At 64.3% G+C, this 14,849-nt stretch carries 14 protein-coding genes and 2 tRNA genes; 10 read left to right on the forward strand and 6 right to left on the reverse strand.

Annotated features, from left to right (window positions below; translation table 11 throughout):
- Positions 1–151: 151 nt before the first annotated feature.
- Positions 152–991: a UTP--glucose-1-phosphate uridylyltransferase GalU gene (galU, locus tag RN02_RS22795; protein WP_009619948.1), complete on the reverse strand. Its 840-nt coding sequence runs from the start codon at positions 989–991 to the stop codon at positions 152–154.
- Positions 992–1,392: 401 nt separating this feature from the next.
- Between galU and imuA the strand changes: the two genes are divergently transcribed.
- Genes imuA through RN02_RS22810 form a run of 3 tightly spaced genes read left to right on the forward strand, consistent with a single transcriptional unit; the run spans position 1,393 to position 6,504 of the window.
- On the forward strand, positions 1,393–2,010 hold the full coding sequence (imuA, locus tag RN02_RS22800) for a translesion DNA synthesis-associated protein ImuA (protein WP_043317075.1): 618 nt from the start codon (positions 1,393–1,395) through the stop codon (positions 2,008–2,010).
- Positions 2,011–2,017: 7 nt separating this feature from the next.
- On the forward strand, positions 2,018–3,433 hold the full coding sequence (locus tag RN02_RS22805) for a Y-family DNA polymerase (protein WP_043317077.1): 1,416 nt from the start codon (positions 2,018–2,020) through the stop codon (positions 3,431–3,433).
- The gene (locus RN02_RS22810; RefSeq protein WP_043317079.1) at positions 3,430–6,504 is read left to right on the forward strand and encodes an error-prone DNA polymerase; all 3,075 of its coding nucleotides are present in this window, start codon (positions 3,430–3,432) and stop codon (positions 6,502–6,504) included. Before RN02_RS22805 ends, RN02_RS22810 begins: the two co-directional genes overlap by 4 nt.
- A 4-nt stretch (positions 6,505–6,508) precedes the next feature.
- Here RN02_RS22810 and RN02_RS31750 read toward each other — a convergent pair whose 3' ends face one another.
- Positions 6,509–6,886: a LexA family protein gene (locus tag RN02_RS31750; RefSeq protein ID WP_064582945.1), complete on the reverse strand. Its 378-nt coding sequence runs from the start codon at positions 6,884–6,886 to the stop codon at positions 6,509–6,511.
- Between the two features lie 143 nt (positions 6,887–7,029).
- On the opposite strand from RN02_RS31750, the gene RN02_RS22820 reads away from it, so the two are divergent.
- Positions 7,030–7,248 carry a hypothetical protein gene (locus RN02_RS22820; RefSeq protein WP_043317081.1) on the forward strand — a complete coding sequence of 73 codons (219 nt, stop codon included), beginning with the start codon at positions 7,030–7,032 and terminating at the stop codon, positions 7,246–7,248.
- A 126-nt stretch (positions 7,249–7,374) separates the two neighbouring features.
- On the opposite strand, the gene RN02_RS22825 is transcribed toward RN02_RS22820, so the two are convergent.
- Both RN02_RS22825 and RN02_RS22830 read right to left on the reverse strand, forming a co-directional pair.
- A complete protein-coding gene (locus RN02_RS22825; RefSeq protein WP_009619935.1) occupies positions 7,375–7,590 on the reverse strand; it encodes a hypothetical protein in 216 nt (71 codons plus the stop codon).
- A gap of 194 nt (positions 7,591–7,784) precedes the next feature.
- Positions 7,785–7,871, reverse strand: a tRNA-Leu gene (locus RN02_RS22830).
- 410 nt (positions 7,872–8,281) lie between these two features.
- On the opposite strand from RN02_RS22830, the gene RN02_RS31755 reads away from it, so the two are divergent.
- Positions 8,282–8,701: a LytR/AlgR family response regulator transcription factor gene (locus tag RN02_RS31755; protein WP_052267801.1), complete on the forward strand. Its 420-nt coding sequence runs from the start codon at positions 8,282–8,284 to the stop codon at positions 8,699–8,701.
- Between the two features lie 305 nt (positions 8,702–9,006).
- Here the strand turns inward: RN02_RS31755 and RN02_RS22840 are convergent, their stop codons facing one another.
- Complete coding sequence (locus tag RN02_RS22840) at positions 9,007–9,432, reverse strand: hypothetical protein (protein ID WP_043317083.1); 426 nt, start codon at positions 9,430–9,432, stop codon at positions 9,007–9,009.
- Between the two features lie 431 nt (positions 9,433–9,863).
- Between RN02_RS22840 and RN02_RS22845 the strand changes: the two genes are divergently transcribed.
- The 5 genes from RN02_RS22845 (at position 9,864) to RN02_RS22870 (ending at position 14,420) form a co-directional block, all read left to right on the forward strand.
- Entirely contained in the window at positions 9,864–10,214 is a 351-nt protein-coding gene (locus RN02_RS22845) for a hypothetical protein (protein ID WP_043317085.1), read from the forward strand.
- Between the two features lie 2,294 nt (positions 10,215–12,508).
- Positions 12,509–12,823 carry a type II toxin-antitoxin system RelE/ParE family toxin gene (locus RN02_RS22855; protein ID WP_043317089.1) on the forward strand — a complete coding sequence of 105 codons (315 nt, stop codon included), beginning with the start codon at positions 12,509–12,511 and terminating at the stop codon, positions 12,821–12,823.
- A 2-nt stretch (positions 12,824–12,825) separates the two neighbouring features.
- On the forward strand, positions 12,826–13,131 hold the full coding sequence (locus RN02_RS22860) for a helix-turn-helix domain-containing protein (protein ID WP_043317091.1): 306 nt from the start codon (positions 12,826–12,828) through the stop codon (positions 13,129–13,131).
- 395 nt (positions 13,132–13,526) lie between these two features.
- Positions 13,527–13,811, forward strand: coding sequence for a hypothetical protein (locus RN02_RS34005; protein WP_177331072.1), 285 nt, complete (start codon positions 13,527–13,529; stop codon positions 13,809–13,811).
- Positions 13,812–13,943: 132 nt separating this feature from the next.
- The gene (locus tag RN02_RS22870) at positions 13,944–14,420 is read left to right on the forward strand and encodes a tyrosine-type recombinase/integrase (protein ID WP_043317093.1); all 477 of its coding nucleotides are present in this window, start codon (positions 13,944–13,946) and stop codon (positions 14,418–14,420) included.
- 99 nt (positions 14,421–14,519) lie between these two features.
- Here RN02_RS22870 and RN02_RS22875 read toward each other — a convergent pair.
- Positions 14,520–14,593, reverse strand: a tRNA-Cys gene (locus RN02_RS22875).
- Positions 14,594–14,849: the final 256 nt, after the last annotated feature.

Raw genomic sequence — 14,849 nt, forward strand, 5'->3', positions numbered from 1 at the left:
TCGCGAACCGCCCACGCACCGGAAACAGCGTTCGCGAGCAAGAACCAGGCGTCCCCCTCGCTCCTACGAAAAGCCCGTGGATCATGCGGGCGCCGGAAACGAAGAAGCCACCCGCAGGTGGCTTCTTCGACGGACCGGGAACGCGCTGGGGTTACCAGGCCTTGCCGGTCTTGTAGAGGTTCTCGTAGCAGAAGTTGGTCGCCTCGATGTAGCCCTCGGCGCTACCGCAGTCGAAGCGCTTGCCCTTGAACTTGTAGGCCAGCACGCAGCCGTCCTGGGCCTGCTTCATCAGGGCGTCGGTGATCTGGATCTCGCCACCCTTGCCCGGCTCGGTCTGCTCGATCAGCTCGAAGATGTCCGGGGTCAGGATGTAGCGGCCGATGATCGCCAGGTTCGACGGCGCTTCTTCCGGCTTGGGTTTCTCGACCATGTTGTTCACGCGGTAGATGTCGTCGCGGATCATCTCGCCGGCGATCACGCCGTACTTGTTGGTCTCTTCCGGCGGCACTTCCTGGATGGCCACGATGGAGCAGCGGAACTGGTTGTACAGCTTGACCATCTGCTTCAGGACGCTATCGCCTTCCAGGTTCAGGCAGAGGTCGTCGGCCAGGACCACGGCGAAGGGTTCGTCGCCGATCAGCGGGCGGCCGGTGAGGATGGCGTGGCCCAGGCCCTTCATCTCGATCTGACGGGTGTAGGAGAAGGTGCACTCATCGATCAGGCGGCGGATACCGACCAGGTACTTTTCCTTGTCGGTGTTGCGGATCTGGGTTTCCAGCTCGTAGCTGATGTCGAAATGGTCTTCCAGCGAACGCTTGCCGCGGCCGGTGACGATGCCGATCTCCGACAGCCCGGCTTCCAGCGCCTCTTCGACGCCGTACTGGATCAGCGGCTTGTTGACGATCGGCAGCATTTCCTTGGGCATGGCCTTGGTGGCCGGGAGGAAGCGGGTGCCGTAGCCGGCAGCCGGGAACAGACATTTCTTGATCATGGAAGTCCTTCGACATGAACGAGGGTGTGAATGGCGCGCAGTCTAATGAGCCCGCGTGCGGCTTACAATGCCCACGCTGCGCGCCCGCCAGCGGAGGCGCAGGCCCGTCGGGAGATGGGCAACGGCTAGTCAGACCGCCGCGGCGCCGGCAAGTTCGGCCGATACTGGCAAAAAGTCAGCACCGGCTGCCCTCGGCGACCGTCTGTCGGCCTCGACCTACACACTCTGAAGGACACCGCTACGCCCCGGGCTGACCTGGCTCAGCCTTCCGGCGGATCGTCGCGGCGGAGCGATCCGGCCGTATTGACCGGATAGGGACTAGACCGGATACTGTATTTACATACAGTATATTGAGATTCCATCTTGCGTCGTTTCTGCCTTCCCCACCACCGGTGCCGACCATGGGCCTCGCCGTAGACCTGGGCGCGCTGCTCGACCAGCGACGCGTCTGGAAAGGCCAGGCCGGCACCGCGCCCAGCGCGGCCCAGCCCACCGGCCACGCCCGGCTGGACGCCCTGCTGCCCGGCGGCGGCTGGCCGGAGTCGGCGCTGAGCGAGATTCTCCATGGCGCCGAGGGCATCGGTGAGCTGCAGCTGCTCTGGCCAACCCTGGCGCGCTTGAGCCGCGCCGGCGAGCGCGTGGTGCTGGTGGCGCCGCCGCACATTCCCTACCCCCGCGCCTGGCTGGCGGCCGGCGTCGACTTGCAACACCTGGTGTGGGTCGAGGCCAGCGGCCGCGATGCGCTCTGGGCGACCGAGCAATGCCTGCGTTCGGGTTGCTGCGGCGCCGTGCTGTGCTGGCCGCAGCAGGCCGACGACCGCGCCCTGCGCCGCCTGCAGGTGGCGGCGGAAAGCGGCCAGACGCTGGCCTTCGCCTTTCGCCCGCTGCGCGAGGCGCTCAACCCCTCGCCGGCTGCCCTGCGCCTGGCCCTCGAAACCCGCCCGGCACAGCTGCGGGTGCTCAAGTGCCGTGGCGGCCTCGCCCCGGCCAATCCCCTGCCGCTGGCTGCCCTGAACTGAGGTCGCCATGCTCTGGGCCTGCATTCTTCTGCCACAGCTGGCCATGGACGCCGCCCTGCGCCAGCGCAGCGATCCCGAGGCGCCCCTCGCCCTGCTCGCCGGCCCGCCGCAGCGGCGCGTGCTGCAGGCGGTCAACCCGGCGGCCCGCCGGCTCGGCCTGCGCCCCGGCCTGTCGCTGACCGCGGCGCGCGCCCTATGCCGCGATTTCGACTGCGCCGAGTACGACCAGGCGGCCATCCAGCGCAGCCAGGACCTGCTCGCCGCCTGGGCCTACGGCTTCAGCTCCCAGGTCAGCCAGCATTACCCGCGCGCGCTGCTGCTGGAGGTCGCCTCCAGCCTGGCGCTGTTCGGCCCCTGGCCGCGCTTCGAGGCCCGCCTGCGCGAGGAACTGCGGGCCCTGGGCTTCAGCCACCGCATCGGCGTGGCGCCCAATCCCGCCGCCGCGCGGGTACTGGTCAACGTCGGCGACGGCCTGCTGGTGGAACGGCCGCAAGCCCTGCGCAGCGCCCTCGGCCGCCTGCCCCTGGAGCGCTGCGGGCTGCCCCGGGAAAGCGTGGCCAGCCTGGCGCGCATGGGCCTGCGCGGCCTGCAGCAACTGCTCGCCCTGCCCCGCGATGGCCTGGCCCGGCGCTTTCCGGCGGAACTGCTGCGGCAGGTCGACAGCCTGCTCGGCCAGCGGCCGCTGGCCCTGGACTTCTACCGGCCGCCGGAGCGCTTCGAAAGCCGCATCGAGCTGAACTTCGACGTCGAATCGACCCAGGCCCTGCTCTTCCCCCTGCGCCGCCTGACCGGCGACCTCGCCGCCTTCCTCGCCGGGCGCGACAGCGGCGTGCAGCGCTTCGAGCTGTACCTGGAGCACCACGGCCGCAGCGACACCTGCATGCCGGTCGGCCTGCTCAGCGCCGAACGCGAGCCTGCCATGCTCTTCGAGCTGAGCCGCGGCCGCCTGGAACATTTGCAATTGCCCGCCGCGGTACACGCCGTGCGCCTGCAGGCCGACGACCTGCCGCCCTTCGCCCCCGAACGGCGCCAGCTGTTCGACGAGCGCCCCCAGCAAACGCAGCCCTGGGAGCAGTTGCGCGAACGCCTGCGCGCCCGCCTCGGCGACGAGGCCGTACATGGCCTGGGCGCCCTCGCCGAGCACCGCCCGGAGCAGGCCTGGCAACCCCGGGAAAGCCCGCGCGCCCTGCCCTTGCCGCCCTGCGGGCCGCGTCCCGGGTGGCTGCTGTTGCAGCCACAGGCGCTGCGCGAAAGCCTGCCCCAGGTGCTCGCCGGGCCGGAGCGCATCGAGTCCGGCTGGTGGGACGGCGCCGACCTGCGCCGCGACTACTACCGGGTGCAGACCCGCGCCGGCCAGCAGGCCTGGGTCTACCGCGAGGTCGGCAGCGAGGGGCCGTGGCTGATCCACGGCTGGTTCGCATGACTCCCGACTACGCCGAGCTGCACTGCCTGTCGAACTTCAGTTTCCAGCGCGGCGCCTCCAGCGCCGGGGAACTCTTCGAACGCGCCGCGCGCCTGGGCTACCGCGCCCTGGCGATCACCGACGAATGCAGCCTGGCCGGCATCGTCCGCGCCTGGCAGGCGGCGAAGGAATGCAAGCTGGCGCTGATCGTCGGCAGCGAAGTACGCATCGAGGCCGGCCCCAAGCTGGTGCTGCTGGCCGAGAACCTCGCCGGCTACCAGAACCTCTGCCGGCTCATCACCCACGCCCGGCGCCGGGCCGAAAAGGGCAGCTACCGCCTGTTGCGCGAAGACCTGGAAGCCGAGCTGGAGGGCCTGCTGGCGATCTGGCTGCCCGACGCGCCAACGGATACCGACGGAACCTGGCTGCGCGAACGCTTCCCGCAGCGCCTCTGGCTAGGCGTCGAGCTGCACCGCGGCGCGGATGACAGCGCCCGCCTGCAAGCCCTGCTGGCCCAGGCTACCCGCCATGGCATCGCCGCCGTGGCCTGCGGCGACGTGCACATGCACAGCCGCGGCCGCCGCGCCCTGCAGGACTGCATGACGGCCATCCGTCAGCACCTGCCGGTCAGCGAAGCCGGCGCCTATCTGTTTCCCAACGGCGAACGCCACCTGCGCCCGCGGGAAGTGTTGGCCGGGCTGTATCCGCCGCCGTTGCTGGAGGAGACGTTGCGGATCGCGGGGCGCTGCAGTTTCGATTTCGAACAACTGCGCTACCAGTATCCCCGCGAACTGGTGCCCGAGGGGCACACGCCGAAGTCCTGGCTGTGCCAGATGACCTATGCCGGCATCCGCAGGCGCTGGCCTGAGGGGGCGCGGAAGAAGGTGCTCAAGCGCATCGGCAAGGAACTGCTGCTGATCGCCGAACTGGAGTACGAGAACTACTTCCTCACGGTCCACGACATCGTCCAGTTCGCCCGCAGCCAGGGCATTCTCTGCCAGGGGCGTGGCTCGGCCGCCAACTCCGCGGTGTGCTTCGCCCTGGGCATCACCGAACTGGACCCATCGCGCAGCAAGCTGCTTTTCGGCCGCTTCATCTCCCGCGAACGCAACGAGCCGCCGGACATCGACGTCGACTTCGAGCACGAGCGGCGCGAAGAGGTCATCCAGTACGTCTTCCGTCGCTATGGCCGCCAGCGTGCAGCCCTGACCGCCGTGGTCAGCAGCTACCGCGGCGCAGGCGCCATGCGCGACATAGCCAAGGCCCTGGGCTTGCCGCCCGACCAGGTAGACGCCCTGGCCGGCTGCTGCGGGCGCTGGAGCGAGCAAACGCCACCCGAAGAGCAACTGCGCGAAGCGGGCTTCGATCCACAGAGCCCGGTCATGCGCAGGGTGCTGGCGCTCACCGCCGAGCTGATCGGCTTTCCCCGCCACCTGTCGCAACATCCCGGCGGCTTCGTCATTTCCGAGCAGCCATTGACCAGCCTGGTCCCGGTCGAGAACGCGTCCATGCCCGAACGCACCGTGATCCAGTGGGACAAGGACGATATCGACGCAGTGAAGCTGCTCAAGGTCGACGTACTCGCCCTCGGGATGCTCAGTGCCTTGCGCCGCTGTTTCGACCTGGTGCATCGACTGCGCGGCACGCCGATGAGCATTGCCAACATCCCCCCGGAAGACGCGGCCACCTACGAAATGATCAGCCGCGCCGACGCCATAGGCGTGTTCCAGATCGAGTCCCGCGCACAGATGGCCATGCTGCCGCGGCTACGGCCGAAGACCTTCTACGACCTGGTGATCGAGGTCGCCATCGTCCGTCCGGGCCCGATACAGGGCGACATGGTCCACCCCTACCTGCGACGGCGTAATGGAGAGGAGCCGATCACCTATCCCTCGCCGGCCCTGGAACAGGTGTTCCGGCGCACCCTGGGCGTGCCGCTGTTCCAGGAACAGGTCATGGAGGTCGCGGTGGTGGCCGCCGACTACACCGCCGGCGAAGCCGACGACCTGCGCCGCTCCATGGCCGCCTGGAAACGCCATGGCGGCCTGGAAAAACACCGCCTGCGCCTGACCGCAGGCATGTTGAAGAATGGCTATACCGCCGAATTCGCCGCGCGCATCTTCGAACAGATCAAAGGCTTCGGCAGCTATGGCTTCCCCGAGTCCCACGCCGCCAGTTTCGCCCTGCTCACCTATGCCAGCAGCTGGCTGAAGTGCCACGAGCCGGCAGCCTTCGCCTGCGCCCTGGTCAACAGCTGGCCGATGGGTTTCTACAGCCCCGACCAGGTCCTGCAGGATGCCCGCCGCCACGGCGTCGAGGTGCGCCCGGTGGACGTGCGCTACAGCCACTGGGACTGCGGCCTGGAGAACAAGGGCGAGGCGCAGCTGGCGATCCGCCTGGGGCTGCGCATGGTCCGCGGCTTCCGCGAGGAGCTGGCCCTGCGCATCGTCCAGGCCCGCGGGCGACGGGCCTTCGAAAGCGTCGAGGACCTCAGCTACCGGGCCGGCCTGGACGCCGCGGCCCGCGAACGCCTGGCCGACGCCGGCGCCCTGCGCGGCTTGGCCGGGCACCGCCACCGGGCGCGCTGGGCCGTGGCCGGGGTGGAGCCGCAGCTACCGCTGTTCGCCGGCCAGGATCTGATGACGGAGACCGCGGTGAGCCTGCCGCTGCCCAGCCTGGGCGAAGAAATGCTCACCGACTACGCCAGCCTGGGCACCACCCTCGGCCCGCACCCGCTGAACCTGCTGCGCGGCCAGTTGAAGGCGCTGCGCTGCCGCAGCTCCCGCGAGTTGCCCGGCCTGGAGCACGGCCGGCCGGTCAGCGTCGCCGGGCTGGTCATCGGCCGGCAGCGGCCGCAGACCGCCAGCGGCGTTACCTTCGTCACCCTGGAAGACGAGTTCGGCCTGGTCAACGTGGTGGTCTGGCGCGACCTGGCCGAGCGCCAGCGCCGCGTCTTCCTGCAAGCGCAACTGCTGCAGGTGCGCGGCCGACTGGAAAGCGAGAGCGGCGTGCGCCACGTGATCGCCGAGCAACTGGTCGACCTGACGCCCCTGCTCAGCGGCCTGGACGTGCCCAGCCGCGATTTCCGCTAGGGGCTCAGCTGGCCAGGCGGTGCAGGTTCCAGCGCACCACGCCCCAGATCGCCAGTTCGTCGCCCTCGCCGATGCGGATCGGCGGGTAGCGGTCGTTGGCCGGCAGCAGCGCGTAGCCGCCATCGATGATGTCCAGGCGGCGGATCAGCGGCTCGCCGTTCACCGCGGCCACCACCACCTCGCCGGAGCTGGCCAGGCAGGCGCGGTCCACCACCAGCAGGTCGTTGTCGTGGATGCCGGCGCCGGTCATACCATCGCCATGTGCGCGGACTATGTAGGTATGGGGGGTGTGCAGCTCGAGCAGGTCATCCAGCGACCGCGGCTGCGCCTGAAGGAACGCCGACGGATCGGCGGCGGCAGGAAGGAAAGCGGTATGAGACATGACGGGGCATCCTCGGAATACTGTACATACATACAGATACCAGAAACAATGTGAACCCGGCAAGCCATTCCCCACTCCATTGACAGCCGCCGGCAAGCGCGCCGGCGTGGTCTATCCTTCGTGTGGGGGCGAGGAGTTTCAGCATGAATCCTGGCACGTTCGTCACGCTCATGATTTTCGGCTGGCTGCTGCTGGCGGGCGTCACCCTGTGGGCCTTCCTGCGCGTGCCCATGCGCCGGGCCCGGCTGCATTCGCGCAGCGAGGCCCATGCCCACCCCCACGAGGCGCCGGCACCCCAGGCGCAGCCGCAGGCGGCCCCGCGCAGGCGCCATGCCGGCTGGCTAACGTGGAGTCATCGCTGAGGCGGCAGCAGGCCGCCGTCATTCAGGCTTTTCGGAAACCCCGCACAGGCCCCTGCCCCGGCTTTCTCGCCCGACGGGCGAGGCTGAACAGCCCCGGAGCAGGCAGGCTCCCCCGGCTACCCGGCCTCAGGCCAGGCGAATGTCCGCGCCGGTGACCTCGTCGCGCAGGGCGCGCAATTCGGCTGCATCCTGATTCAGGTGGTGGATGGCCTTGAGCAACCGCTGGCGCAGCAGTTCGTCGGGCACTTGCTCCACGGCGCGCATCACTTCGATGGCAGTGGCTTCGTTGTTGCTGGCTACCGAGTCCAGCACCTTGCGGATGTTGCGGGCTGCACGTTGCACGTCAGGTCCTCATGACAAAGTGCGAGCACCCTAGGACAACAATATTTCTCAAAGATTTCAGCGAGTTGCATTCTGACCAATGGTCAAGCGCAGGCCCCGTGCGCAAGCCGGCGGATGACGCGGCGGCAGGCATCGGCGGCGCGGCCGATTGTCACGCTGCCGAATCGGGAAGCTGGGAATGCAGAGGGGGATTCTGGTGCTCGGAGCGGGACTCGAACCCGCAAGACCGTAAGGCCGGCGCATTTTAAGTGCGCTGTGTCTACCAATTTCACCATCCGAGCCGGGCGGGCATTGCCGAGGCCGGAAGAGCGCGGCCACCGGGCAATGTGGAAGGGCCGAGACTATACCGAGTCGACTCGTTGCGGTAAAGCCGGGGCCATGGGCGTAAGCGCTTGATGGCACAGCCGATTCCCTTCTTTCCGGGCGCCCTGCACAAGGGACTAGTCGGAATTACCGGCTTTTTGCCATCTCCCCTGTCGCATAAGCTGCCCACCCACGGGGCGGAAGGGAAGCCGACTCCGTCTTGGGCCGCATTACCCCGGATGCGGCCGCTTTTTCTTCCGCCACCTTCCCTGGACAGCCGAGCAGCGTGAACCCAATCACATAACCGTCGAAAAGCCAGCACAGAGCCATCATCGGTACAAGACTTTGACGTTCAGTGGATCACGAAACGCCAAACAGGAGAGGTCCGATGAGGCAACGTATTGCCACCCGCGTGGGCAGGTCCCTGGTCGTCATCGAAACCAAGGACATCACGCATTTCAGCGCGGAAGAAAAGTATGTGACGGCCTTCACCGCCAAGGGACGCATCCATTTCGACGCCACCCTGAAGGCCCTGGAAATCGAGTTCGCGGAGGAGTTCATCCGCATCCATCGCAGCCACCTGGTGCGCCGCAGCCTGGTCAGCAACCTGCGCTGGGACGCCTATTCAGCCAGCATCGGCATCGACGGCACGGAAACCCGCCTGCCCCTGAGCCGCCAGCGCGTCGGCGTGGTTCGCAACCTGCTGCGGGCCCGCGACGGAGCGACCGTGATCGCCACCCTGGACGGGTCGCTGCCACCTTCCATGCTGGCCAGCCCGCAGACAGCCCCTGCCCTGCGGGCTGGCTGACGAAAGAGCGTATCGCTCGACCGCCTGCAATATCAAAGCAACATCACGCTTCTATACTGCATGAAGGCTGACGGACCAGCCCCCATCGGTAGTACGAAGAAGCCTCGCCTCGCCGCGGGGCTTTTTCCTTTCCGCTATCCATCGTTCGAGTGAAAACCTGCATCAGCTCAAGGTATGAGCGATTCGCATACATGCAATCGAGGATGTATGTTTATTTCGCTGTCGCGTAATGGCAATATGCCTGGCCCTCTTGCTGAGGACATGGCCGGCCGAGCAGGGACGCGACGGCCAGCCACTCGCCCTTCTCAGCGCGCCACCCTGCCGCGCAATCCCCAGAGCAGCAGTCCGATGGCGACGATGATCGCCAGGCCGACGCTGACGAAACCAAGGGTCACCAGCAGCTCCTGCCAGGGCTCCCCGCTATGCCCAGCGGCGGTGACGGGCGACATGGCCGCAGTGCCGAAAACCGCGGCGAGCAACGTAAAGGCCCAATTGGCATAGGCGCCGTAGAGCAATGCGCAGAAAGTGACACCCAGCCACCTGCGCGACAGCGCCACCTCATCCCAGATCGCCCCCAGCGCCAGCAACAGCAGGCCATTGAGGATGCCCTCCAGGTGGGCCGCCAGGGCCATGCGCGGATTGCTCAGCTGCGCCTCGACCAGCCCGGTGAGCAGGCCGAGCAACAGCAGCAGCAAGCCGTGCCAGAGCAACCGCCGATTCACGCCAGCCATACCGGGCCCCTCCGCGATCGGGCTTTCCCTTCACTCTAGACGGCGCGGCCTAGCGCAGCGGCAGCCAGCCGGGCGCGATGTTTTCGTATGGAAGCAGCAGATAGGCCGCCAGATAGCAGACGATGAAAAGACAGGCGGCGGCCACGACGAGCCATTCGAAGCGCGACATCTCTCATCCTTGAGCAGCGCAATTCCAAAGTGCCAGTATGCCACGGCGAACCATGGATGGCATCCGGCATTCAGCGGCAGGCAAGGAAACGAGCGGCGCAGCGCCGGGCCCGGTAGAATTCCGCCGCCCCGGGAACCGGAACGGCTACGGCCGGTCTGACACCGCCAGCGAATTCACATTGCGGATCGCCCTGCGATCCGGACGCTCCATCGACCATCCCGGGCGGCAAGCCTGCCGCCCTTCATCCCTCGAGGTTAGCAATATGCGCAAAGCACTCCCCGCCCTGGCCCTGAGCCTGCTCTTCGCCCAAGCCGCCATGGCCGGCGGCGGTACCCAGGCAGCCGTCGGCGGTGGCCTGGGTGGCGCCCTGGGCAACGTCGTCGGCCAGCAACTGGGCGGCAGCACCGGTGCCGCGATCGGCGCCGGCGTCGGCGGCGCGGCAGGTAGCGCGGCCACCGCCAAGAAAGGCAGGAAGACCAAGGCCGCCATCGGTGGCGGCCTGGGCGCCGCCGGTGGCTCGCTCATCGGCAACAAGCTCGGCGGCAGCACCGGCGCGACCATCGGCGCCGGCCTGGGCGGCGCGGCGGGCGGCGCTCTCGGCGGCAAGAAGTAAATCCAGCGCCGCACTGGAATGCCGAAGCCCCGTGGGCGCGAACCCACGGGGCTTTTTCGTGTGCGCCGCAAGGGCAGAGCGCCTGCTCCGAGGAGACGAAGCCGTGTTCTCTCCAGTGGCCTGATTTTCTGCATCGATCCCAGTTCGACGAGCGGTAGTGGATCATTTCACCCATCACCCAGGCTCGCCGGAATCATCGTTTTCCTCGTCGACCACATACAACCTGACCTTTAGAACGCCCAGGCTGTCGACCTCGCTGTAAATCTCAGCCCAGTGCTCTTTCGTCAGCGAAGGGCACATCACCGGAGCGTGAAGATACATGCCGTGCTTGCGGATGGCCGGCAGGGCCTGAAGTAGTCTTTTGACCTCATGCGCCACTCGCAGAAATGAGCGACCGTCCTGCACCACCTAACAGGCCCAGGAAAGGATATATAAATAGTTTTTTTGAAGCACAGCTTCGTAATGGCCGCGCGCCCTAGACCCTCATGATTTCAGCGCAAAGAAAGGCGGATGTAGAGCTCGCCTCGTCAGTTCGGGATAATGAAGTTTTATTGTTCATAAGAAATCGCAACTTCTTTTCTGTTCAGACTTGGCCTGACGAGGAGAACAACACTGTAAAATCCAGAGCATCCATTGATGGGCAGCGGTGGCATTACTGGCGGGGAGACACAGGTTACGACTATCTATTTCAGCAGTTCTCAGCGGATGCCAAGCAGATACTCAATGACCTAGATAGCCGGAACCCTGATTATTAGCGCGCTGCCCACCAAAGCCCCTTTAGCTCCACCGCCGCCACCACAACCACCCAAAAACGACTGATCAAATAGTCAAGGATCGGCCATGTACTTCAAAACAGCCACGTTCATCGATCTAGTCCAGTGGCTATGGGACAACGCGGCTTCAGGCATCTGGAGCACCTTCTGCGTCTGGGCCATAGTCCGCTTACTCCGCAAGGCTCAGTGGATCGCAAAATGGCTCACAAATAGAGCTCCTGCTTTCCTCCGCAGGGTGCGACTTAAGCGCTCGAATTGGATCCGCAATTCTTTCAGGCACCTGAAACTAAGAAACCTTAGGTGGATCCGCAAGCATCGCTTCGACACAGCGTGGATCGGACGTGAAGTCAGCCGAGGCCACACCTCTCAGATTCTGTTTTTACTTTGGCTTGGGCTATGGGTTCTCGCAATGGGACTACGAGACTCATTCATTTTTTCCGATGTGCCGCTCGCACGTACACCAGGGGTAGCCGTGTTGGTTGCATGTCCAATGTACCTGTTCGAGATTGCCTGGATACGCTACTCCGGCCGGGCGGAAGAAATCATAAAGTATCGCCAATCCGTTAAAATCTGGCGATTTAGACACTGAACTCCTGAAACAATTAGGTCCACACTAGGCGCTTCAGGCTCGGGCGCAACGCAAAAGGTTGCAGCGTCATCCGAGCAACTTGTCCCACGGAAGATTCCCAGACAGGTATCCAGCAGCAAGCATGATGCCGATCAGCCAGAGCGCCCAGAAGCGCGGCGGCGACAGCTTGTCAGTCATGATTCGCACCTCGCGAATGATCTTGCTAAGATCCACGAATGTTCTGCTCCTTGGGTCTGACAAGGGGTGGAAATAGAAACCCTCGTGAGCCGGCCAGCTCTCGGGGGTTTGTTTTTTGGCCGGTGAGCAAATCGTGCCGTCACGACCTGCCAGGACAAAACCCTACAGGGGGTGACGCTCATTGCCGTGTACTTCACTTTCGCTTCGGTATGCGCCCAGTGTCTTTTGGAAAGGGCGAAAATTCACTCGCCGAACCTTGTAGCTGTGAGAGCTACAGGGCATAGCTTCTCTCTTGATCCGCAACCCGGCTTTTAATCAGGTTTAAAGAACGTATCGCCAGAAACGACGAAGCCCGCGCTAGGCGGGCTTTTCGTTGGGCTTGGGGTTAGGCCGCTTGTGGGTAGATCAGCCGGAGCTGGCCCGGCAGCCCGAACGCCTGCATGCATCTGACTTCGAAGTCCTTGCGGTCAACCGAGCTATCCGCGATCAGCGTGACCTTGCGGATTTGCTGGTCGAGCCAATCACGGCCTCCGTCGGTCAGCCTGCGCTGTGAGGCTCAACCGAAACCTCGAACGCCGTGAAGCTCCATCTGGAGACGCTGATCGAGAACGCGGACGCCATGGCAGGCGCCATGGCCGATCTGGCAATCCAGGAAGCCAAATCCGATCCTGAGTAGCTGCACAGAAAGCCAGCATTGAATCTAGTGCCACTATTAGCTACAGTTTTCCATACGCCAATGACGCACGAAGAAACGGATGATCTTCATCGAAACGCCAGTCTTCACGAAGCGGATTCTCGCGCTAGTAGACGATGAGACCTATCGCAAGCTTCAGGAAGACCTAACGCTCCACCCGGACGCCGGAGCAGTCATTGAAGGCACAGGTGGCGTGCGCAAGATTCGCATTGCTGCCAATGGCCACGGGAAAAGAGGCGGCGCCCGGGTCATCTACTACCACTTCACATCCGCCTCTCAAATTGCATTCCTGCTGGTCTATGACAAGGCATCGCAGGAGGACCTGACTGCCGATCAGAAAAAGGTACTTCGGCAGATCGTTGAGAACTGGAGATAGCCATGGACAAAGAACTCTTCGCTGAACTGGTCGAAAGCGTGACCCAGATGGACGAGATCGTGCGCGGCGAACGTCAACCTTCCCGCGAATTCCACATCAATGCCGTGAAGGTTCGCGAAATCCGCCGCGCTACTGGCCTGTCCCAGGCCAAATTCGCCCGGAAAATTAATGTTGCTGTCGGCACGCTGCGCAATTGGGAGCAAGGGCGCCGCGATCCCGAGGGGCCTGCTCGCGCGCTGCTCCGAGCCATCGATAATGATCCGGTCCATGTTCTAGCTGCCCTGAACGGCGGCCCGCGAGAAGACTAACTCTTCCGCTACCCCCGCGCCGGCCTAGTGCCGAGCTTTTCGTTTCTGCCAGCCCTTCCCTCCCGGCTCTGCTCTGAGCTGATGACCGCCCTGCCCCAGCTCTGAATCCGTTGTAGAGCCGGCCATAGCAGCCTCACATTAAATTGTAGTGCTACCTTTGGCCCGTAGTTTGCTCGGGAGAGCCGCATGGCTCGCACGAAGGTTCCTTTCGCCAAGGTGGCGATGCTCAGCCTAGCGCTGAGCATTTCGACCTCGTGCGCCCAGTTGGCAGCAGCCCTCAAATTGGACAGCCAGAAGGCCGGCAAGCAGCATCAGCAACAAGAGCTTGCCCAAAAGGCCAAGATTCGTGAGGACATCAAGCGAGCCATGGCCGCTCTCGGCCAATTGCGCGATAAGTGCCGGATTCGCTGCTCAACGAGCAGCCCTTCACCAAGATCGTGCAGACCTTACGCCAGCTAGAAGAGACCGTGCCTGCCGATAGCACCCTATCTGGCCTACCCGTGATCGGTGAAGAATACGACGCCCTGCGCCGAAACCTGGCCAAAGTCCGCGCCATGGCTGTTCAGAACGAGATCCTCTTCAACACCGCCCCGGAAGTATTCCAGAGCGATGTCAGCAGCGAAGGGCTCAAGGCCTTGGCTGACCTCGGCACCGAACGTCTATATCGCCTGGTGAGTTGATCACCAGGATGGCGGTCATCGTAGGGTTCAATCCCGAAACCTACACCGAACTCTTCCAGGACGTCCTGAAGGATTATCAGCGACAGGATGTTGAGCACCGGATAGGTGCGTTCGATCTTCCGGCGGAGCCGGATGGCCTACCTGACCGGACAGCGCCCCGCCGATGTGCTAGGGATGCGCAAAGACGACATTGTCGACGGCTATCTGCTGGTCACCCAGGGGAAGACCGGCAAGCGTCTACGCATCCAGATCGAGGTCGACGGCGAGCAGAACTCACTCGGAAAGCTGCTGAAACGCATAGCGCAAGGGAATGAGGGGATGCTATCGCCGTTCCTGGTGCTGAACCGGAGCGGCAGGCGGGTATCCTGGCCAATGCTCAGGAATCGATGGGATGAGGCCAGGTCAAAAGCGGCCAGTGAAGCGGAGGCGAATGGTGAGGCGGACCTTGCAGTGCGCATTCGGCAGTTCCAGTTCCGCGATATCCGCCCGAAAGCGGCGAGCGAAATCCGGGATGTGGCCGACGCAAGCGTGCTGCTGGGGCACTCGAAGGAGGGAATCACGGAGCGGGTTTACCGCCGAGTGGGTGCCGTTGCGAAGCCGGCGAAATAGGAAAGATTATGGAACGAATACCAGAACATACCGTTTCGCATGTCTTTCGGCCACACAAAGAAAAAGCCCCGTAGACCTTGATCTACGGGGCTTTTCTGTTGGAGGCTGAGGTCGGAATCGAACCGGCGTTCACGGATTTGCAATCCGCTGCATAACCACTCTGCTACTCAGCCTTTTAACCTGGCAAACCGCGCTGCGGCTTGCTGCAATTCTGTTCGGTTTGGCTTTCTTTCAAGCTCTAACCTATTGATTACACAGAGTTTTCATCGCCCTGCGCTTTCGATGGCCGGGATTATGGACTAATGGGACAAGGCTGGCAACACCTGAGATTAAATTTCTTCATTGCCGGCTGCAGGCTCGAAGCAACCCCATTAGTTCCCACAAACTCGACGCTCGCTCAACCCCAGGCCCAATAGCTGCAGCAGCCAC

The sequence above is a fragment of the Pseudomonas sp. PI1 genome (genome assembly GCF_000812405.1).
Lineage (GTDB): Bacteria > Pseudomonadota > Gammaproteobacteria > Pseudomonadales > Pseudomonadaceae > Pseudomonas > Pseudomonas citronellolis.